At 60.2% G+C, this 20,192-nt stretch carries 15 protein-coding genes and 1 tRNA gene; 3 read left to right on the forward strand and 13 right to left on the reverse strand.

Annotated features, from left to right (window positions below; translation table 11 throughout):
• The first annotated feature begins 31 nt into the window (after positions 1 to 31).
• Positions 32 to 3,439, forward strand: coding sequence for a TM0106 family RecB-like putative nuclease (locus tag HL666_RS14420; RefSeq protein WP_172182056.1), 3,408 nt, complete (start codon positions 32 to 34; stop codon positions 3,437 to 3,439).
• Positions 3,440 to 3,934: 495 nt separating this feature from the next.
• On the forward strand, positions 3,935 to 4,159 hold the full coding sequence (locus tag HL666_RS14425; protein WP_172182058.1) for a hypothetical protein: 225 nt from the start codon (positions 3,935 to 3,937) through the stop codon (positions 4,157 to 4,159).
• 46 nt (positions 4,160 to 4,205) lie between these two features.
• Here HL666_RS14425 and HL666_RS14430 read toward each other — a convergent pair whose 3' ends face one another.
• From HL666_RS14430 to HL666_RS14450, 5 genes are all read right to left on the reverse strand, one after another.
• Positions 4,206 to 5,057 carry an AlbA family DNA-binding domain-containing protein gene (locus tag HL666_RS14430; protein WP_172182060.1) on the reverse strand — a complete coding sequence of 284 codons (852 nt, stop codon included), beginning with the start codon at positions 5,055 to 5,057 and terminating at the stop codon, positions 4,206 to 4,208.
• A gap of 261 nt (positions 5,058 to 5,318) precedes the next feature.
• Complete coding sequence (locus tag HL666_RS14435; protein ID WP_172182062.1) at positions 5,319 to 7,022, reverse strand: protein kinase family protein; 1,704 nt, start codon at positions 7,020 to 7,022, stop codon at positions 5,319 to 5,321.
• A 4-nt stretch (positions 7,023 to 7,026) separates the two neighbouring features.
• A complete protein-coding gene (locus HL666_RS14440) occupies positions 7,027 to 7,749 on the reverse strand; it encodes a protein phosphatase 2C domain-containing protein (RefSeq protein WP_172182063.1) in 723 nt (240 codons plus the stop codon).
• 6 nt (positions 7,750 to 7,755) lie between these two features.
• Positions 7,756 to 8,595: a vWA domain-containing protein gene (locus HL666_RS14445; RefSeq protein WP_172182064.1), complete on the reverse strand. Its 840-nt coding sequence runs from the start codon at positions 8,593 to 8,595 to the stop codon at positions 7,756 to 7,758.
• Between the two features lie 1,405 nt (positions 8,596 to 10,000).
• Positions 10,001 to 10,471: a hypothetical protein gene (locus HL666_RS14450; RefSeq protein ID WP_172182066.1), complete on the reverse strand. Its 471-nt coding sequence runs from the start codon at positions 10,469 to 10,471 to the stop codon at positions 10,001 to 10,003.
• A gap of 108 nt (positions 10,472 to 10,579) precedes the next feature.
• Here HL666_RS14450 and HL666_RS14455 point away from each other — a divergent pair, with 108 nt between their 5' ends.
• Positions 10,580 to 10,918, forward strand: coding sequence for a helix-turn-helix domain-containing protein (locus tag HL666_RS14455; protein WP_172182067.1), 339 nt, complete (start codon positions 10,580 to 10,582; stop codon positions 10,916 to 10,918).
• A gap of 202 nt (positions 10,919 to 11,120) precedes the next feature.
• Here HL666_RS14455 and HL666_RS14460 read toward each other — a convergent pair whose 3' ends face one another.
• The 8 genes from HL666_RS14460 to HL666_RS14495 form a co-directional block, all read right to left on the reverse strand.
• Positions 11,121 to 11,957 carry an SDH family Clp fold serine proteinase gene (locus HL666_RS14460; RefSeq protein WP_172182069.1) on the reverse strand — a complete coding sequence of 279 codons (837 nt, stop codon included), beginning with the start codon at positions 11,955 to 11,957 and terminating at the stop codon, positions 11,121 to 11,123.
• Positions 11,958 to 12,312: 355 nt separating this feature from the next.
• A tRNA-Arg gene (locus HL666_RS14465) sits at positions 12,313 to 12,389 on the reverse strand.
• 269 nt (positions 12,390 to 12,658) lie between these two features.
• Positions 12,659 to 13,063, reverse strand: coding sequence for a YccF domain-containing protein (locus HL666_RS14470; protein ID WP_172182070.1), 405 nt, complete (start codon positions 13,061 to 13,063; stop codon positions 12,659 to 12,661).
• A 220-nt stretch (positions 13,064 to 13,283) separates the two neighbouring features.
• On the reverse strand, positions 13,284 to 16,388 hold the full coding sequence (locus HL666_RS14475; protein WP_172182072.1) for a bifunctional diguanylate cyclase/phosphodiesterase: 3,105 nt from the start codon (positions 16,386 to 16,388) through the stop codon (positions 13,284 to 13,286).
• A 202-nt stretch (positions 16,389 to 16,590) separates the two neighbouring features.
• The gene (locus HL666_RS14480) at positions 16,591 to 17,661 is read right to left on the reverse strand and encodes a branched-chain amino acid ABC transporter permease (RefSeq protein WP_172182074.1); all 1,071 of its coding nucleotides are present in this window, start codon (positions 17,659 to 17,661) and stop codon (positions 16,591 to 16,593) included.
• Positions 17,658 to 18,668 (reverse strand): branched-chain amino acid ABC transporter permease, encoded by a 1,011-nt coding sequence (locus HL666_RS14485; protein ID WP_172182075.1) that lies wholly within the window; start codon positions 18,666 to 18,668, stop codon positions 17,658 to 17,660. The genes HL666_RS14480 and HL666_RS14485 overlap by 4 nt, the downstream gene beginning before the upstream one ends.
• Complete coding sequence (locus tag HL666_RS14490) at positions 18,665 to 19,387, reverse strand: ABC transporter ATP-binding protein (protein ID WP_172110464.1); 723 nt, start codon at positions 19,385 to 19,387, stop codon at positions 18,665 to 18,667. The genes HL666_RS14485 and HL666_RS14490 overlap by 4 nt, the downstream gene beginning before the upstream one ends.
• Entirely contained in the window at positions 19,384 to 20,148 is a 765-nt protein-coding gene (locus HL666_RS14495) for an ABC transporter ATP-binding protein (RefSeq protein WP_172110463.1), read from the reverse strand. The genes HL666_RS14490 and HL666_RS14495 overlap by 4 nt, the downstream gene beginning before the upstream one ends.
• Between the last annotated feature and the right edge of the window lie 44 nt (positions 20,149 to 20,192).

Here is a 20,192-nt window from a genome sequence, read left to right on the forward strand (position 1 = left end):
TCAAGGCGATCGCGATCGGTGGGGAGGCAGTATGCACAAAGCGGATGGGAAGCTTTTTCTCAGCGCCGGCGATCTGGTCGGGCATCTGAGTTGCCGCTATCTGACCGCGCTCGACGTCAAGGTGGCGAACGGCGAGCTTGCCAAGCCGAAGATCTGGGACCCGGTGCTTGAGACGTTGGCGGAGCGCGGCGCCGTGCACGAACGCGACTACGTCCATCACCTCACCTCGACCGGTACGGTCGCGACCCTGATCGACGGGGTGGGCGTTGACGCGATCTCGGTTGCCGCCACCCGCGAAGCTCTCGGCAGGGGCGACGCCATTATCGTTCAGGCGGCACTGCAAGACGGCGTATGGAGCGGGCGGGCCGACGTCCTTCTTCGCGTGGAGAAGCCCAGCCAGCTGGGTCCATGGTCGTACCAGGTGACTGACACGAAGCTGTCCCGGGAAACGAAGGGCAACACGGTCCTGCAGATATCGCTGTACTCCGATCTTCTTTCCAAGATGCAGGGTTGCCAACCTGAGTCGGCTCTCGTCGTCACGCCGGGAAACGATTTCTCGCCCGAAGAGCATCGCGTCGCCGACTACGCCGCCTATTACCGCCATGTGAGGGCCAGCCTCGAGCGTGCCGTGTCCGGCGGAGACGCCGTCGCCGCCTATCCCGAACCGATCGAGCATTGTGAAATCTGCCGCTGGCGTCGCCAGTGCGACGACAGAAGGAGGGCCGACGACCACATGTCGCTGGTCGCAGGCATCAGCAAATCCCAAATCGGCGAATTGGAAAGGCGAGGGGTCAACACCACCACGGAGCTCGCGGCGGTCCCTCTGCGGCTTCCTTGGAGACCTGATCGCGGTGCAGCCAAGAGCTTCGAGAAGATCCGCGAACAGGCGAGAATCCAGATCGAAGGGTTCAGAGCCGGTAAGATTCTATACGAAACGCTCGCTCCGGTGCCGGGGTTCGGATTGGCGCGTCTTCCTGAGCCGTCGCCCGGCGACATCTTCTTCGACTTCGAAGGAGATCCGTTCGTGGGCAATGGGGGTCTCGAATTTCTGTTCGGATACGTCTTCATCGATGCGGATGGGTCGGAGCGATACGTCGGAGACTGGGCCTCCAACAGGCAGGAAGAGCGGATGGCGTTCGAACGTTTCGTCGACTTCGTGACGCTGCGTCTGAAGGAATACCCGAGCCTGCATATCTTTCACTTCGCCCCATACGAACCGGCGGCGATGAAGCGTCTGATGGGACGCTACGCGACCCGCGAAAACGAAGTCGATAATCTTCTTCGAGGGGAGATCTTCGTCGATCTCTTCTCGGTCGTACGCCATGCCATCAGGGCGAGCGTGGAAAGCTATTCGATAAAGAAGCTTGAGCCGCTCTACGGCTTTGTCCGGAGCGTGCCGTTGGCCGACGTTGGAGCCGTGATGGCCAGGACGCAGGCGCGGCTAGAACTCGCCGACCCATCGGGCGTTCCCGAAGCCGACAAGATCGTGGTCAAAGGATACAATCGCGACGACTGTGTCTCGACTAAAGCTTTGCGGAACTGGCTGGAGACGGTTCGAACGGCTCTGGTCGCCGCCGGCGCGACAGTCGAGCGGCCGACCGGGCCGACCGCCGAGATCAGCGCCGAGCTCGACGAGTGGCAGAAGAAGGTCGCCGCACTCGTGGCACGGCTCACCCTCGGTGTGCCGGACGACGTCCTGCAACGCAGCCCCGAACAGCAAGCCCGCTGGCTTCTCGCCTTCATGCTCGACTGGCATGGCCGGGAGAAGAAAGCCGTCTGGTGGGAATACTTCCGGCTTCGCGACCTGTCCGCCGAGGACCTGCTTCACGAGCGCGATGCCCTGTCGGACATGACCTTCCTGAACCAGGTGGGCGGCACCGCCAGGGCACCCATCCACCGGTACGCGTTCGTGCTTCAGGACACGGACATCCGGGAAGGTGATGAACTCAGGAGCATCGGAGGCGACAAGTTCGGGCGCGTGGTGGGGATTTCACTCGACGAACGAACGATCGACATCAAGAAGCGCGGAGATACGGCGACGTATCATCCCGAGGCCATCTTCGCCCATAGCTACGTTGACACTCAGGTGCTCGCCGATTCCCTGATGCGGCTCGGCGAGTATGTGGCGGACCACGGGATCGAGGGCGACGGCGATCACAAGGCGGCGCGGGATCTACTCAGGCGTGTCGCGCCTCAGCTGCGCGGACAAGCGTTTCAGGTTGAGGGCGAGGAGACGCTCACCGCGGCCATTCGAGCCGCGCTCAATCTCGACCAAAGCGTCCTGCCGGTGCAGGGACCACCGGGAGCCGGCAAGACATACACGGGCGCTCGCATGATCTGCGCGTTGGCGAAGAACGGAAAGTCCGTAGGCATAACCGCGAACAGCCACAAAGTGATCAGCAACCTTCTGGACGAGGTCCTCGTGGCGGCCCGTAAAGAAGGTATCGAGTTCGGATGTATCCAGAAGGTATCAGAAATGGAGGATGACCGGCCGCCACTTCGGTTTACGTCCGACAACGCGGACTTTCTCGACGCCCTGCATTCGGACTGCAACGTCGGGGGCGCGACGGCCTGGTTCTGGGCAAGGACCGATGCGGCAAGAAGCGTCGACGTTCTTTTCATCGACGAGGCCGCGCAGATGTCGCTCGCGAACGTGCTAGCCGTGTCCCAGGCCGCTGAGAGTATCGTTCTCCTTGGAGATCCCCGGCAGCTCGAGCAGCCGATCCAAGGCAGTCATCCCGACGCCGTCGATGTATCTTCCCTCGATCATATACTCGGTGCCCATGCGACGGTCCCGGCCGACCGGGGACTGTTCCTACCGGAAACGTGGCGGCTGCATCCGTCGATATGTTCATTCAGTTCAGAGATGTTCTACGAGAGCCGTCTTTATCCGCGCCCGGGACTGGATAACCAGTCGATCCGATCCTGCGGACGCCTCCAAGGATCGGGTCTTAGATATTTGCCTGTCGAGCACGAAGGCAACCAGAGCTCGTCGCGGGAAGAGGCCGACTGCGTTCGTGACTTGGTTGGGGAGATACTGCAATCGGGGACGACGTGGATGAACCGCGAAGGGGTTGAGGCGCCAGTCGGTTTGGACGATATACTGATCATAGCGCCATACAATGCGCAGGTGTTCGAACTGCATGAGCGCATTCCCGGCGCACGGATAGGGACGGTTGACAAATTTCAGGGTCGCGAGGCTCCGATCGTGATCTACTCGATGACAACGTCGAGCAATACTGATGCCCCGCGGGGTATGGAATTTCTGTACAGCGCAAACCGATTGAACGTTGCGACCTCGCGCGCGAAATGCATCTGCGTGATCGTCGCGTCGCCGCGGCTCTTCGAAGTGGAGTGTCTGACGCCGAGACAGATGCAGCTGGCGAACGCGTTCTGTCGATATCTCGAGTTATCTACGCGCTTGGATCGACCTATTTGAGAGAAACGAAAATCTCTTGAGTTAAACGGGCGAAAGTCACGATCTACATAGCTGTCGCATCCTCAATCTCCTTTCCTCTATCACCGCGATGAGCTTACCAAGAAGGTGAGGCCGGAGCAGATCAAAAGTGAAACGCTCTATCAGGCACTGTCGAGTTACGATTTATTATTAACGCATTCGAGAGCCGGTCATCGCGCCTTACTATCCGATGATCTCTTGCAAGCACCGTTCGCTGAAATCAAACATCGGAGGGGGTTACGTCCATCAGCTATGTGAACCAGAGGTTGCCGTGCTACCGAAATCCGATTGCCATTCGGCGTACGGTTTGCATCCCGATCGGGCCCCAAGGGTTACCCGGCCAACACCGCCGAATCTCTCGAACCATCACTGGAACGTTTATCAGTTGCTGGGTCAGTTTTGGAAGCCGATATAGGGCAACGTTCGTCGCTTATTTCAATCCCGAACAGTAGTAGACTGAGGCCGACGGCCGACCGGATGATCGCCTACATCGAGGCGGCCGGTCCGCTCGGCATCGCCGCATACGAGATCGCGAACAGGGGCAAGATCGCGCGCGACCGAGTCGAGCGAATCGGCGAGATGTTCGAGAACATGGGGATCATCCGGTCGGCCGTGGTCCGCCTGTCGGATCAAGGCCGCAAGGGCACTCGGTACTTCCTGCACGAGCACGTCGAACCGCTTATTTCTGAACTGGCTAGCTAAACCATGGCCGCCACAGTGGGGGTATCACGCATCCCCGAAACGAGCGTTACGGTTCTTGATCCAAGATGGTCTTTAGGTCTCTACAAATCTGATCTCCCAGATCTTTGATGGACATCTGTTCATCGCGGGCCGATTGATCGAGCATAACTTTTGTGCCGCCTCGAGCCTCAATGTTTGAGTTGTAAGCATCAATCTTGATTATGAACTCTGCAACGGCATTTCGCATATGCCTGCTCAGCAAAACGAGCGCATTGCCAGCGCTCCGCAAATCAACTGAAACGCTTATGATGAATCGGTCCACTTCGTAGACAGCCCCAGGGCTGCCATTTGATCTTGCATTGCAGATTGAACAGATTCGCGAAATCTCGATGAATAAGTCTAGAGCAGCGCCATACTTGCGCCCGTACTCTAAGCCGCGACGCATCAGATCGCGTACCTCGTAGTCCTCCATCGGTTCAGCTTTAAAGTTAAACCGCTTATAGTACCGATGTTCCGGACCTTGATGTGGGCTCCGCGATTTGGCCGCGGGGATTTCAAGCACATAGGCTACATTCCCGGTCCCCTTGCTGCTCAAAATAACCGGCTTGATTACAAGTCCTTCAATTTGCGGCTGGATGTTCGTCGTCAGCAGGTTCTCGATCCACTCTCGCGTTATTGTTCGCGGACTGACGCCTTCGTCAGTGCCGATGGGAAGATGGCCGCGCTCTTTCATCCCATAGATCAATATACCGCCGCCGGAGTTTGCAAATGCGGAAACGTCTTTGAACATCTCGGTCTTTTGATGATCGGTGTTACCGAGTGCGCGGGAGTCCTTGTATTCAAGTGTCGTGCTTTCCATGATTTCCCCAACGTAGAGGTCGTCAAGGTCCTTTTCCTCCCAATCGCAGACTGCCCGCATGCTCTTCCCCCTAAAATATTACGGCGCCCTATTGGTATCCTAGTGTAGCCACTCGAAGTGGCGAGAATTCAATGGCTGGCTATGGGGCGGGAAATATAAACGGTTACCCGATCGGTCTTCTCCGACGCGGTGATCTGCGCGAGTATCCGCGCACGCAAACCTTTATCGTCAACACTATCCTATGCTCGAAGTTGCCCCTCCACCTCCATTAGGTGCGACCCCACCGGCTCCGAGCATTTGGCGCAAGGCTGCAGGAGTGTCTCACTTAATCATCGTTAAAATCTTCAGGAAAGCGATTCCGACCGCAATCCAGACCCAAACAGGAATTCGTGAGAGTGGATAGATGGACGGGGGTGGAGGCGGCGTGTACTGATACGGCGGACGCGATGGAGACGTCGGCGTTGGCGGAGTTGCTTGCGTTTGGGTTCGGAGGGTTTGCAAAATTTGAGCATTCTTCGTCGTGGGAGTATGCGGCGTATGGCGCGGTGATGCTATGGGAGCAGGTCGCGGCGAAGGTTGGACATGAGCGATATTGTCTGCCCGCGAACCATCTTGAATCTGATCCAAGATGTCAGCATTCGTCGATCTTGCCGTTGTGGTGCGTGGCTGTCGTGGCGCGGGCTGGCCGCGCCCAAGTCGGAATTTTGCGTCGCGCTCGGTAATCTGCACAATCTGATTGTCGGATACTACGGCAATACCCACGTTACGGTAGGAACGGCCGTAGTGCTTCCCCTCATATGGCGGGTCGATGAGACCGGTGACGCTGATCCATTTTCCGACCCACGAGTCGTTTGGACGGGTGGTTATGTTTCCGAGTCCCTCAGACCAAATCGTTATCTTGACACTCTCTTTGTTCCATAGACCAAAGTTGATAAAGACGTAAGGCAATCCTTTGCCGCGTCCGCGTTTGCCTATGCCTTCCTTTACTGAGACAATCTGTCCAACAAGTTCGACCTTGTCGCCAACTCGTTTTATGACGGCGGCAAAATCTTTTGCATCGAGAACCGGGAATGCTCCGATATAGAAAGTCGACTGGGCCGGTGTGGTCCTCGTAACGACCGGTGCGATGACAGCTACCGGAATGTTTTGTCCAGCTCGAAAGTCCTCTAGCGTAGGAATATTCGAAACCGGCGCGGCGCAGATAGCGGCCAGTCGTTCCGCACTGACCCGAAGCGCGGGCATACCACGCAGGATGTTGAAAATGTCAGAGCTGGCCGGGGCAGCGAAGTCGTTGGCGTTGAAAATGATCGCGTTGCCGCCTTCACGGAATCTCTTGTGCAGAGCCGGCGCCGCTTGCAAAGCTTCTAAGCTTACATCGATTGCGATGAAGGAAAAGCGGTCCATCTTTGGACCAAAATGCGCTGTGCTGCGCGCCGGATGTTGAAAGTGCTTATGACCGATCTCCGTGCCACGTCCTTCCGGAAGACCCGCAACAAACATCCCGTCGTAGTCGATCAACTTCAGTGAACTATTTTCGACTATCACGTTGTCGTTCTGAATATCGCCGTGAGCAATGCCATTCGCTTCCAGAAAGGTAGCTAGAGTTCTAAAGCTATGGCGCAAAGAGTTCAACGTGATTGGGTTCGACGCGACATTATCTAGGCAGACGCCGAGCGTCTGCCCCTCTGCCCAATCCATTTTCACTATAGGATAGCTGGCCCCTCTAATGCGAATTCCGTTTGGTTGGAAATCGAAGTTCACAAAATAGTTGCTCGATAGCGAGCGGAGCTTTGTCGAAATCTTGGCGTAGCGATCTTGGGCATCCGGTACTGCTCTATGGAAGCACCGGACTGCAAATTTCTTACGGCCAACATGAACTGTATAGGTGAGTGCAAATCCGCCTGACAGAGCCAAGGGTAGTCCAAGCGGTGTCGTTGTCACTGTCCCCGTTTTCAATTCGGGATCAGTGAACGAGCGCGGATCTTGCACCGCATCATTATACTCGATGCTTTGCGGGTAGGTCACTCGCTCACCCAATCACAACTAGGGTGCTATCATCTCGCTTTAGTCTACCGTCCGCCCGTTCCCTAGCAACGAATTTGCGAAAAGCGCCTTCACTCTCTATTCCGAGCAGCACAGACAATCGGTCGGGACTGGGATCATCAAGGAGCCAACGGCCGATCGCGTCCGTCATCAGAAGCAAAAACGGTTTATCATGCGAGCCTAGGAATAAATCGTGCCATGCTTCGTTAAGAGCGTCATCATCGATAGCCTTGTTCTCCGCGCCGCAGGTTGAAAGCATGGTGGGCGCCTTGTCGAATTCGTCAGCCTGCAAATACGGGATGGTCCGAACAACCTGACCGTTGTCAACGAAGGCCAGGAGACTGTCGCCGAACGAGAAAACTCTAGCTGTTCGACCTTCGCCGCAGGCGACGCCGAGCAGACTAGCGAAGCTTCCACGGTCGAAGGCGGCTTGATGCGACCAAGACATGTTGTCGCGGTCATAGAGGGCTGCGTACTGCTCCGTTGCAAGCCGCAGCCAGCGTTCATTAATATCCCGACTCTGAAGGAATCTCTCGCACAGTATTTCTGCCCATTGACCCGAATCGAACGATACCGACGCACCATCGCTAACCGCGCAACACCTCTTGTCGTCGGAAACGCGAACGCGGTCTTCGTTTGGCGTGTCGTCCCGCTTTGAGACCGTATAAGTCCGCAGCACGCGCAGCAGCTCGTCGGACTCTCCGCACATCGGCTATTACCTATCGGCGGTCAACCGGGGGCGAGTCCCAATATCGAAGAAATTGGCTATATCCTTTGGGTCGGCATTGAACATAAATCCTCGCGCATGCTCAGCCATGCTGTACCCTTTGTCCGTCGCGAGCTTAGCGACGTGAGAAGGCAGAACGCTCGACATGCGGAAAAGCAAGTTGGCATAGTTATCGGCTAACGTAGAGCCCGAGTTGGGGAACCGAATGGTCTCGCCTTGCAGGGTTGAAACGTGGATGTTGAACAGCAAGCATTCACCATCATTAGTAGATAGTTGTCGGATGGCCGAGGCTATACTTTCGGGGTCGCCGTCCGTCGATGCGCCGTCGGTTACGTGAAGTACGGTCGGAGGGTAATTCCCGGGATGACTGTCGCACCACGCGACCAGCTGTTCCGCGGCCTGAGTCAACGCCGCGCACATCGGCGTGCCACCCGAGGCTGTTGCATCGAACCATATCGGAAACTTCACTTTCCGTTCGAGAACACCGCCTGCGCCGTCGTCTTCAAGGCGCGTTCTGTCTTCTATTCGAAGTGGCGACGATTCGAGTGCTGTGATGGGATGAACTAGCCTGCCCGCGAGCGCGCCACCGAGTCCTTTGCCAACCCCAGCGCCGCCGTAGCCGATCACTCCCACATCAAAGTAATTGCGAACGCCATCCGATTTTGTGCAATTGGTTATAAGCGTATAGATGGTCTTATTGAGCACGTCGGCGACAAATTCAGCTTTGGATTTTCCTGTGGTCATCTTTTCATCCATCGATCCAGATTGATCGATGACGAACAGAATGCAGGTTGGATTGTCCCTGCTGATTTCAGCAGAATACGGCATCCGTTGCCCCCTCCCCCACGTTAAAATTGTAATAAGATTAGCAGTCGCCTTGATGGGCGCCAAGGGGATATCAACGTAAGGCGCCGTCCGGCAACGTCTGCTTCAATCCGTTAAGCGGATAAAAGGGACATCAATTTACCTCCACATTACAGAGCTTGCGCGCCTACCGGTACGCCGAGCTGGCGTGTCGCGGTGCCTGGCGGATGCCTTCTTTTTGCGTGTGCCACGTCTATGACTACCATGCTACTTAACGGTTGGCGCGCCGGCTCAGTGCGTCCGGCAGAGCCGGCAGTAGCCTCGAACTGCAGGTGCAGGACACGTTTTTTCCCGCCGTTTCGATCCGGCTCCGTACCGCCTTCTCACGACCGGTTGTCATTTCGTTGTCGTGGCCACCCCCGCTGGATCTCTGCTGTGTCTGGTCCAGCACGTGCTCGAAAGCGTAGCTGAGAGGTATCCCACTGGCAGACGTGCACTTCTAAAAAATGAGCAGAGCTTTGCGCTCACCCTGAATCGTCACGTTGCTCTCAAGCTGTCCTGAGGCTGGGTTGTAGTATGCGTCAAACGTTCTGAAGAATTAGGCATCGGGCGGACAGGACTCTTGGGTGAGGCATTCACCTGCTCTGTTTGCTCGAGCAACGCAATGTTTGACCGAGCCCACAATCGTTGTCTCGTCTGATCGGATGCTGTTGTGACTGGCGACTTTCTAGAGGTCGCCTTATCGAGTTCATCAACAATGACGCGAAATGGAGCATTGGCCGTGTCTTCGCCGTAATGCCCGTCATCGTGGCCAAGTCGCGCCGCTGGGATTGAAGCTGGGGCAAGAAGCGGGTTTGAGTTTAGACGAGGGTCTGTTTCGACCGGCGGGCGGCGGAGGGTGGAATGCGGTTGCCTCCGTGCTGCAAGGGGATGCCGGCGTTGCTTGCAGCCAAGGCGCCGATGAACTGGCTGGCGCACTGCGGCCCGAACCGCAGCAGCCCGCGAAGAGGATGGAGATGCACGTCCGAAGCACGGTCGAGGTGGAAGGCGAGCCTGGCTTCGCTTTGAATCCAAAGCCTAGTAAGAAACTGCTTACAAAGCTGAAGCGCAGCTAGCGCAGTTCGCAATTTTCTTCCACGTCACTGCTACGGCTTGATCGGCCGGATACGCAGCATCCTCCAGATGGCTCCTCGCTAAGCTCCCTTCAGTCTCTTCTGCCTTCTCATCCCAAAAGGCATTGCCGCTCGTGTCGCCGCCGCGAAGTGTCTGCCTCTCCGCGGCAAGCAAAGTTCGGTTGTAGAGGGCGAGCCGGACATGCCGGGTGTCTCGACGAGAATCCACGGCCTTCGCTCGACGGAGGTGTCGCGGCCGCTCCCAAACCATCGCACCTTTCCAGATCGCGGACCTCGCCGCGGTCGTTGTACGCCTATTAAAGGTCTGCGTTATTAGGGAACGGCAATCCTATCCCGGCGACCTTGCACACCGCCTCAATTAGTAAGCGAACGGCGCGGGCGTCCCAGTCAATCTGCTCAATAGGAGAATCCCAATGCTCGGACACCACATTGGCTGCGTGCCAAGCTTTGATGCCGAGGCCTACGATCGTGTGCGCTGGTGTTGCCATAATCTCACGCTCAATGGGGTCTAGGCGTCGCAAGACAGATTCGATCGTTCTCGTTGAGGTCGGCTCGTCCGAGCTGATGTTTCCCAAGAGTGGCTGGCCCGAATTGCCAATCGCACGATTGTTCTCGAGTTGCAGAGCCCGGATCTCTGACAACAGAGTGCGAAATCTTGTGTCCAGCTGAACAAGCGCAAAATCTTTCGGGAGTTCTTCAACGAAGCTTCGCGGCTCTCCTCGATCTCCGCCCAGTGGATCATTGCATTCAGAAACGTTGGCGCTCATTGGCTACCTCGAGCGACACTCTTAACAGCAGCGTTCGGTACATAATGTACCGCCAACGGTACAATAGATACATGGACCAGGCAAGCGGCATCGGAACAAATTGTTCCTATGCAGGTACTAGGACAGAAGTTGCGTTCGCGCGCCAAAGATCTCGGTTTGTCGAACGCAGAGGTTGCACGTCGGGCTGGGTTGAGCGAAAGAAGATACGGATTTTATGTAACTGGTGACCGGGAACCCGATTTGTCGACGCTCTTGCGCATTTGCAAGGTGCTGGCAACTACCCCGAACGCGTTGCTGGGCATCTCCGAAGAGGGAAGAGAAGGTTCTAACCGGGCTGCCTTGTCTGACAGGATTCGTACAGCGATTCGCGCGCTCTCGGAACATGACCTGCAAGTTCTGGCAATACAAGCTGAAGCGTTGGTTGGGCATCGAGGGCGCATGAAATAGGCTCTCCTCATCATGCCAAAATTGTAGTAACGCAATTTATTTGAGATAGTTGATGCTAGTCAGTTTCTCGCATCATGACCCTGGTGTGTCATAATACGACTTGTTGCCATCGTTTGTATCGGTCCGGTACTGACGCTCTAACACGCACGCCCCTGATCAATTCAACCAGCGTGCTGATAGCAGGCCTCATTGCGGTTCAGCTCTACAGCTTAGGAGTGCCTATTGGCACGGCGATCGCTGTACTACGGGCCCGTCCTTCAAAGACCTTCAGATAGCGGCTCTGCCTGCAATCGTGCTCGTACATGCAAAGAAGAAGCCATAACCTCTGCCATAGTTGATCGTCTGGCTTCAGATACTCAACGGCGAGGCCGATCGCGGCTGCTTCCTTGTGATCGATAACCGATCCATGCGAGAAATAGGCATCTCTCGATGCTAGCTTTTGGACGACGGCGTCAACATCTGCCGGCGTCTTGTCACTCATCATTCCCGCGGACAGCAGCGTCTTTGCCAATGTCACAGTCTGTTTGAGGGCGTATTGACCAAACATGTGAAGTGGGAAGTTCTGTTGAGCAATCTGTGGCTCCGTCAGAACCGTACAAGGAATGCCTTGAACCAAAGGCTCGATTGGACCTAGTTCAGAGGTGGCCCCCATTACGATCGACCGCGCTGCCAACCCGAGCAAAGTTCCATTGCTCTTGGCCGCGTTCACAACGATCACACGGAAATCTGTGGCTAAGTTTTTGATGAGAGAAATCAAACCCTCGGTCGCGTCGGTCATGCCCCCGTTTGTTTCTAACATCAGATCGAACGGTTGATCTCCAACGTCGCCCAGGAGTTCTGCCATCATTGCGCAGTCTCCAGCATCAATCTGGGCGTTTTCAAACCGATTTCCAAAGTAGATGACGAGTCGCCTGCTGGTCAGCTCCTCGATATCGCGGATTAAGAGTTGACGAAGATAGCGGTCCTTCTGCTCCACCCAGAATAGCGGAGATTGACGCGGTAGCTCAGTCGTTCTTGGGAATTTCTCTTCGCGGGCCATTCGCGTGAGCGTCCTGAGTTGTCTCAGAGCCCTTTATCACCTTTTCCATCGCCTCAAAATCGGGCCTTGGTTCGGGGCGCGCAACCACAACATGCACATTCACCCTCTCGCCGCGTCCCTTGGGAGTTAACAGATCCTGGAGGTTGGTGGATGCAATCACGTCCAACATGACGATGTCTCTCCCGCCGCGACTCAATGGTTAGAATCCCGCACCGTTCCGCTGTCAAGTTGGATTGATTGGAGGCCGGTATAGTGCCGGCCAGGCCAGAGACTTAGCGAACCGGCCCCACCACCGACCCTGTAGCATCCGGAACCAAGGACGCCCAAGGTGCCTTGTGCACGGTACCGACTTGGTTGGCGCACCCGACACGATTCGAACGTGTGGCCTTCGCCTTCGGAGGGCGACGCTCTATCCAGCTGAGCTACGGGTGCCTTTGCTTACGCAGTGCTTACGCGGAAACTTCGTGACTGTGAAGCGATCCGCGCCGAATTCTTAAGTGTCTGAAATCTCTATCTCTTTTTGGCCGCGCGCTCCCGGAAATCAGCTTGACATCTGCCTTCGGAGGGCAACGCTCTATCCAGCTGAGCTACGGGTGCGTACGGCCAACCGTTTAACCGATTGGCTCGTGGTCGGCAACGGCCTTGACCGGTTGCCGACGCGGGTCGGGCTGCTCGGGGGGGGCGGCCGGGCCGGGCGGCCCTTACGCGGGCACGATGGTCTTGCCGATCGGCCACAGCGCCAGGCCGGCGAGCTTGAGGTGGGCCCAGGCGAAGGGCAGGCCGATGATGGTCACGGCCAGGGCGATCGCGGTGACGAGGTGGCCGAGCGCGAGCCACCAGCCGGCCAGCACAAACCAGATGATGTTGCCGAGCAGGCCGAGCGGGCCGGTGCCGATGTCCTCCATGCCCGTCACCTCGTCACGGCGGACGGCGCGCGAGCCGAACGGCAGCAGCGTATAGGCGGCGATGTTGAAGGCGGCGCGGGCCCAGGGCAGGCCGACGATGGTGATCGCCATCACGACAGCCGCCACCAGCCAGCCGAACGCCATGTAGGCGCCGCCGAGCACGATCCAGAGAACGTTGAGGAGCAATGAGACGGGTTGCATGGGCCACCTTCCTGGTTCCGACGACGCTCATATAGGTGGTCATCGGCCGGGGCCAAAGGCGGCGCACCACAACGTCGCAGGGCGTTGCCGGGGAGACGATTGCTGCAAGGTCGCCGGTGAGATCGTCGTGGTCGCGAGCGGCGCACGGCCGCTACCGCCCGCTTCGCGCAGGCCGCATCGCGCGGCCGATGGTCACGCATCCAGCGGCGGCCGACCGACGTCAGCCGGCGGCCTGCAGATCCTCCGCGGCGGCGGCCTCCGGCGCGAACAGCTTGCGCAACTCGGCGGCCGGCTTCGGGGCGCTGAACAGATAGCCCTGCATCTCGGTGCAGCCGAGCTGGCGCAGCGCCGATTGCTGCGCGCCGGTCTCGACGCCCTCGGCCGTGGTCGTCATGTTGCTGGCCGCCGCGATGCTCACCACCGCCTGGATGATCGCCGACGAGCCGCTCGCGCCGAGGTCGTTGACGAAGCAGCGGTCGATCTTGATCTTGTCGAACGGAAAGCGCTTCAGATAGCTGAGCGAGGAATAGCCGGTGCCGAAATCGTCGAGCGCGATGCGCACGCCCATGTCGTGCAGCTGATGCAGGATGCCGAGCGCGACGTCGTCGTCGCTGATCAGCACCGCCTCGGTGATCTCGATCTCCAGCCGCTCGGGGGCGAGGCCCGACGACGACAGCGCGTTGGCGATCCGCAGCGCCAGGGTCGCGGATTTCAGCTGCACCGGTGACACGTTCACGGCGATGCGGATGTCGGCCGGCCAACTGGCCGCCTCGAGGCAGGCGGTGCGCATCACCCAGTCGCCGATCTCGTTGATCAGGCCGGTGTCCTCGGCGAGCGGAATGAAGTCGAGCGGTGGCACCATGCCGCGCTCCGGATGGCGCCAACGCAGCAGCGCCTCGCATCCGGTCATGACGTTCTCGGTGAAGCCGAGCAGCGGCTGATAGTGCAGCTCGAACTGTCCCTCAGTGACCGCGCGACGCAGATCCTGCTGCAGCTGCAGCCTCGCGCGCGCAGTCTCGTCCATCGACGGCTCGAAGAAGCGGAAGGTGCGGCGTCCGCTGGCCTTGGCGGCGTACATCGCAAGGTCTGCGTTCTTGGTCAGCAGATCGCGCTCGATGCCGTCCTGCGGCGCCAGCGCGATGCCGATGCTGGCATCGGTCGACAGCTGGTGGCCGAGGCACCGGTAGGGCTTGCGGATGGTTTCGAGGATCTCACGCGCCGCGACGATCACCTCGTCTCTGTCCGCGACGGTGGTCAGCAGCACCGCGAACTCGTCGCCGCCGAGGCGGGCGACCATGTCCTCGGGCCCGAGACAGCTTTCGATCCGGCGCGCGATGGTTTTCAGCAGCTCGTCGCCGACATGGTGGCCGAGGGAATCGTTGATGCCCTTGAATTCGTCGACGTCGATGTAGAGCAGGGCGAAGAAGGTGCCGTGACGCGCGCGCTCCAGCTCCTCGTCGATGCGTTCGCGGAACAGCACGCGGTTCGGCAGCTCGGTCAGCGCGTCGAAATGGGCGAGATGAGCGATCTTCTCGTCGGCCAGCCGCCGCTCGGTGATGTCCTCGATCACGTTGATCAGGTAGCGCGGCCGATGCGAATCGTCCTCGACGGTGATGCGGCGCGACGTGATGTAGCGCAGGCCGAGGGCCGGTGTCTGCCAGGGATGCTCGCCGAGGAAAAGCCCGTCGGCATGCTCCAGGGCGCGGTCGTCGTCGGCGGTGACCTTTTCGGCCGTGGATCTCGGCAGCAGGTCGAACGCCGTCTTTCCGACGATGCTCTCGCGCGGCAGCCCGAAGCCCTGCTCGGTGGACCGGTTGACCAGCACGTAGCGGCGGTCGCGAACGTCCTTCACCATGATGTGCGAGGGGATGTGATCGATGATCTCGCGCAGGAACGCATAGTTGCGATCGCGTTCCTGCTCCAGCCTGCGCTGTGCGCTGATGTCCTCGATCGTGGTCACCCACCCGCCGGACGCCAGCGGCTTGTCGATGACGTTGAAGAAGCGGCCCGAGCGCCCCTCCGCGACCATCTGCGACGTGCCGCCCGTCGCAGCCCTGTCGATGACGTCTGCGCAGAACTCCGCCACGTCGCCGCTGAAGGCGCCTCGCGCCTTGCAATGCGCGACCACCTCGGTGAGGTGCACGCCAGGCTTGATCACGTCGGGGGACAGGCCGAGCAGATCGACGAAGCGGTGATTGAACATCACGACGCAGGCGTCCGCGTCGAACGAGATCAGGCCCTGAGTCATGTTGTCGAGCGCCGTCTCGACCCGCTGCTTCTCGTCCTCGAGCTGATGCCTCGCAATCCGGTTCTGCCGCACGATCTGCCGGATCATCAGGCTGAACGTGACCGCAATGACGAGAACGGCGAGCGTGGCGGCGGCGACCAGCAGCACCATCTGCGATCGCCAATCGGCCAGCGCATCGTCGACCGTCCTGTTCGCCGCGATGATCAGCGGAAAGCGTCCCACCCTGGCACCCGCCGCGATCTTCTCCGAATCGTCGACGGGGCCGGTGATCCGGCTCGTCCCCACGCCATCACCGGGGATTTCCTTCAGCAAGTCGGCATTGCCGAGCCTGGCGCCCATCAGGGCTTCGTCATGAGGGTAGCGCGCGAGCATGGCGCCGTCTGTATGGAACAGCGTGATCGACGAGCCCTTGCCGAGCGCCATCGACTCCAGGAATTTCTCATAGGTGTGCGGATCGACCCGGCGGGTCAGCAGGCCGAGGAATTCACCATTCGCTGCGCTCAGGCGATGGGCGACGATCGTCGCCCATCCGCTGGTCACGCGGCTGACGACCGGCGTGATCACAAAGGCATTCGGCTGCGATGCCGATCTGAGATCCTTGAAGTAGGCGCGGTCGGCGACGTTGATGGCCGGCAGTGGGTCGCTCGAGGACCAGTTGACGAAGTTGCCGTCGGCACCAACGACCGTGAGGTCGCCCATGTAGGACAGGCCGCTGACTTGCGACTGCAGCATCTCGCGGATATCGGGCTGCGACATCCGCGCCCGAAATTCGTCCGGCGAAGAGATCGATCCGAGCGACATGCGGCGGATGGCGTGCGAGACCGCGGTCTCGGCGTCCTCGAATTGCTGCGCAAAATGCCGGCTCAGCAGCAGCACGGTATTCTCGAGCTCACGCTCGTTGTTGTCGATCGTGCGGGCCCGGAAGTCGCTGGCCATGACGATCGTGCCGACGACGATGGCGGCGATCAGCAGCGCGCCGCATGCGATCAGCCACGGCACCGGACCGCGCCAACGGGACGTGCCAATCTGCTCCGGCCCGGTGCGGCCGGCCTCTGACGTGTCTGCTGCGCCCTGCATGCCTGATCGACCCGGGAGGAAACGACGTGTTGCAGTCCGGATTGATAGCAAGGCACTGGTACCGGAGCGGTTAGGAAACGCGGTTAGCCGCGGCTTAAGCCAACGGCGAAACTTCGCGGAAAACAATCATTTCAGCATGGGAGTACCGTGTCGCCGCAGCTCTCGCGGCGCAGCTGCGCAGAAATTTAAGCGTATCCGCAGCTCAACGCGCGGCGGGAGGCCTGTTGCGGAGCCGGCCGACCACGCCGGTGGGGAAGAAATAGACGCTGGCGATGAACAGCAGGCCCAGCCACAGCAGCCAGCGGTCGGGGTGCAGGAGGCCCGGCAATAGCGGCAGGCCGGCGTCGGTCGCAGCCGTCGAAGCGATGCCCATCAGAGCCTGCAGATAGTTCTGCGCCAGGATGAAGATCGCAGCTCCAATGATGGCGCCGTAGATCGTGCCCATGCCGCCGATCACGACCATCAGCAGGATGTCCAGCATGATCGAGAACGCAAGCGACGTGTCGGGTCCGGCATAGCGCAGCCACAGCGCATTCAGCATGCCCGCGCAGGCCGCGACGGCAGCTGCGATGCAATTGGCGTAAGTGAGATGGAAAACGGTGCGGTAGCCGAGCGCCTCGGCCCGGAACCGGTTCTCGCGGATCGCCTGCAGCACGCGGCCGAACGGCGAGTTGACGACGCGCAGCAGCGCCAGGATCATTGCCGCGCAGGCCGTCAGGACCAAATAGTAGGTCAGGATGCGGCCGTTGACCGGGAAGCCGAACCATTCCTTGCCGACAAAGACCGTGCCGGGGCGCAAGAGTTCGGGCAGCTGGAAGCTGCGGCCGTCCTCGCCGCCCGTGAGCCACGACAATTGCGAGGCCAGCACCAGGAAGGCGGAGGCGACCGCGAGCGTGATCATGGCAAAGAAGATGGCCTCGACGCGCAGCGAGAACAGGCCGATGGCGAGCGCGAGCAGCAGCGCGAGCGGCAGTCCCGCGGCGACGGCGACGGCCACCGAGGTCCAATTCGGGCCAAGGCCATAGAGCGCGATCGCGATCGCGTAGGAGCCGATGCCATAGAACATCGTGTGCGCGAACGACACCGAGCCGGTGTAGCCGAGCAGCAGATCGTAGGACGCGACCAGCGCCGCGAAGATGCAGATCTTGGCGGCGACGTTGAGCGCCTTGGCGCCGGGGAAGATGAACGGCGTCGCCAGCAGCGCCAGGATGATGACGACGAGCAGGATCGACAGCGCGCGGCTGCGGGGCGGATCGCCGGACAGGATCATCATCGGCTGGTCACCGCATAGAGGCCGCGCGGCCGCCACATCAGCACGGCGACCATCAGCAGGATGTTGGAGACGAGGGCGAGCTTCGGCACCAGGAAGCCGCCGTAATTGGCGACCATGGCGACCAGGATGGCGCCGATGAAGCAGCCGGTGATCGAGCCGAGGCCGCCGATGATGACGACGATGAACACGAGCACGGTGAGCTCGTCGCCGATCGAGGCATGGACCTGCTCGCGGTAGAGGCCCCACATCACGCCGCCGAGGCCGGCCAGCGCCGATCCGGTCATGAACACCCCGAGGAACAGGCGGCGGATGCGATAGCCGAGCGCCTCGACCATCTCGCGGTTCTCGACGCCGGCGCGGATCAGGAGCCCGATCTTGGTCCGGTTCAGCACCAGCTCGATGGCGACGAAGATCGCGAAGCCGAGCAGCATTGCCAGCAGCCGGTATTTCGAGATCACGATGTCGCCGAGGATGAACGAGCCGCGCAACGCCGTCGGCAGCGGCATCGGAATGATCTGTGGTCCGAACAGCGCATACAGCGTCTGCTCGGCGACGATCAGGCCGCCGGTGGTCATGAGGATCTGCTTGAGGTGCTGGCCATAGACCGGCAGCACCAGCACGCGCTCGACGACGAGGCCGAGCGCCCCGGTCACGCCCATCGACAGCAGCGCCGCCGGGACGAGCACCGCGAGATTGGCCAGCAGCGAATCGGCCTGGGCCCAGCTCGCCAGCGGCAGCAGCACCAGGGTTGCGACGTAGGCGCCCACCGCGATGAAGGCGCCGTGGCCGAAATTGAGCACGTCCATCAGGCCGAATACCAAGGTCAGGCCGGACGCCATGATGAAGATCATCATGCCCATCGCAAGGCTCGCCACCGTCAGCGTGACCCAGGAACTCGCCGATCCCACCAGCGGGATCATCACGATGGCCAGCACGACCGGCAGCAGCAGCGGCGCGATGTCGCGCTTCGGCTTCGGCAGCGCATCGGTTGCCGCGATCTCGCTCATTGATGCGCCTCCAGGCTGAGGCCGAGCAGGCGCTCCTGCAGCGGCACGTCGGCCGCGAGTGCGGCCATCTCGCCGCGATGGACGATGGTGCCGTTGTCCATCACCAGCACGTGGTCGCCGAGCTCGCGCGCGGCGTGGAAGTTCTGCTCGACCAGCAGGATCGTGGCGCCACGGCGCTTGATCTCCTTCAGGCACTCGATCAGCGACATCACGATCGCCGGCGCAAGCCCCTTGGTCGGCTCGTCGATCAGGAGCAGCTTGCGCGGCTCGACGATGGCGCGCGCGATCGACAGCATCTGCTTCTGGCCGCCGGACAGGCTGCCGGCCCGCGACAGCCAGAACTTCTTCAGCGCCGGGAAGAAGCCGAAGATCCAGGCGAGCTGGGCATCGTCCAGCGGGCCGTTGCGTGCCGCCAGCACGAGATTCTCCTTGACCGTGAGGTCGGAGAACACCGCCATGCTTTCGGGCACGTAGCCGACGCCGCGCTGGGCGATGTCGGGCGTCGCGAGCTTCTCGATCGGCTCGCCGGCGAGCGTGATGCTGCCGTTCTTCGGCTGCCACAGCCCCATGATGGTGCGCAAGGTCGTGGTCTTGCCGGCGCCGTTGCGCCCGAGCAGCATCGTGGTCCGGCCCTCCGGAACCTCGAAGTCGACGCCCTGCAGGATGTGATAGCGCCCGATATAGGTTTCGACGCCCGTGAGCTTCAGCAATGCGCTCATGCCGCGCTCCGCGGCGTGACGCCGAGATAGGCTTCCTGCACGATCGGCGAGGCGATCACCTCGGCAGGCTTGCCATCCGCGACGAGTTGCCCGTTGTGCAGGACGATGATGCGGTCGGCGAGCGACCGGACCACGTCCATCTTGTGCTCGACGAGCAGGATGATCTTGGTCTTGTCCTGCTTGAGCCTACCGATGAGGTCGAGCACGACCGGCACCTCGTCGATGCTCATGCCGGCGGTCGGCTCATCGAACATGAACACCTTCGGCTCGAGCGCCATCATCAGTGCGACCTCGAGCTTGCGCTGGTCGCCATGGGACAGCGTCGTGGCGCTGATCTCGCGGCGACTGCCGAGCGCAACCTGATCGAGGATCGCATCCGCGCGGGCAATCAGATCGCGTCGCGCCATCCACGGGCGGAGCAGATCGTAATGTACGCCGCTACGCGCCTGGACGGCGAGGCGTACATTCTCCTCGACGCTCAAGTTGGGAAACAGGTTGGTGAGCTGGAACGCGCGGCCCAATCCTGCGCGCGTGCGCAGCGGCGCCGAGAGGTTGGTGATGTCACGGCCATCGAACGAAATGGTGCCGGAGGAGGCGGAGAGCTGGCCGGAGATCAGGTTGAAGTAGGTGGTCTTTCCGGCGCCGTTGGGGCCGACGATTGCGGTCAGCTCACCGGGGCGGAAGCTGCAGCTGACGCTGTTGACTGCGACATGGCCGCCGAAGCGGATGGTGAGGTCGCGGGTTTCGAGGGTGAGGGTCATTGTCGCCAGCGTGGCTTCCAAAGTGGACGTGCCCGGCGCGAAGG

The organism is Bradyrhizobium aeschynomenes, from assembly GCF_013178945.1.
GTDB lineage: Bacteria > Pseudomonadota > Alphaproteobacteria > Rhizobiales > Xanthobacteraceae > Bradyrhizobium > Bradyrhizobium aeschynomenes.

Coding starts and splice junctions, on each gene's coding strand:
- HL666_RS14420 (WP_172182056.1), top strand. CDS start 32: ATGCACAAAGCGGATGGGAAGCTTTTTCTCAGCGCCGGCGATCTGGTC.
- HL666_RS14425 (WP_172182058.1), top strand. CDS start 3,935: ATGATCGCCTACATCGAGGCGGCCGGTCCGCTCGGCATCGCCGCATAC.
- HL666_RS14430 (WP_172182060.1), bottom strand. CDS start 5,057: ATGCGGGCAGTCTGCGATTGGGAGGAAAAGGACCTTGACGACCTCTAC.
- HL666_RS14440 (WP_172182063.1), bottom strand. CDS start 7,749: ATGTGCGGAGAGTCCGACGAGCTGCTGCGCGTGCTGCGGACTTATACG.
- HL666_RS14445 (WP_172182064.1), bottom strand. CDS start 8,595: ATGCCGTATTCTGCTGAAATCAGCAGGGACAATCCAACCTGCATTCTG.
- HL666_RS14450 (WP_172182066.1), bottom strand. CDS start 10,471: ATGAGCGCCAACGTTTCTGAATGCAATGATCCACTGGGCGGAGATCGA.
- HL666_RS14455 (WP_172182067.1), top strand. CDS start 10,580: ATGCAGGTACTAGGACAGAAGTTGCGTTCGCGCGCCAAAGATCTCGGT.
- HL666_RS14460 (WP_172182069.1), bottom strand. CDS start 11,957: ATGGCCCGCGAAGAGAAATTCCCAAGAACGACTGAGCTACCGCGTCAA.
- HL666_RS14470 (WP_172182070.1), bottom strand. CDS start 13,063: ATGCAACCCGTCTCATTGCTCCTCAACGTTCTCTGGATCGTGCTCGGC.
- HL666_RS14475 (WP_172182072.1), bottom strand. CDS start 16,388: ATGCAGGGCGCAGCAGACACGTCAGAGGCCGGCCGCACCGGGCCGGAG.
- HL666_RS14480 (WP_172182074.1), bottom strand. CDS start 17,661: ATGATGATCCTGTCCGGCGATCCGCCCCGCAGCCGCGCGCTGTCGATC.
- HL666_RS14485 (WP_172182075.1), bottom strand. CDS start 18,668: ATGAGCGAGATCGCGGCAACCGATGCGCTGCCGAAGCCGAAGCGCGAC.
- HL666_RS14490 (WP_172110464.1), bottom strand. CDS start 19,387: ATGAGCGCATTGCTGAAGCTCACGGGCGTCGAAACCTATATCGGGCGC.
- HL666_RS14495 (WP_172110463.1), bottom strand. CDS start 20,148: ATGACCCTCACCCTCGAAACCCGCGACCTCACCATCCGCTTCGGCGGC.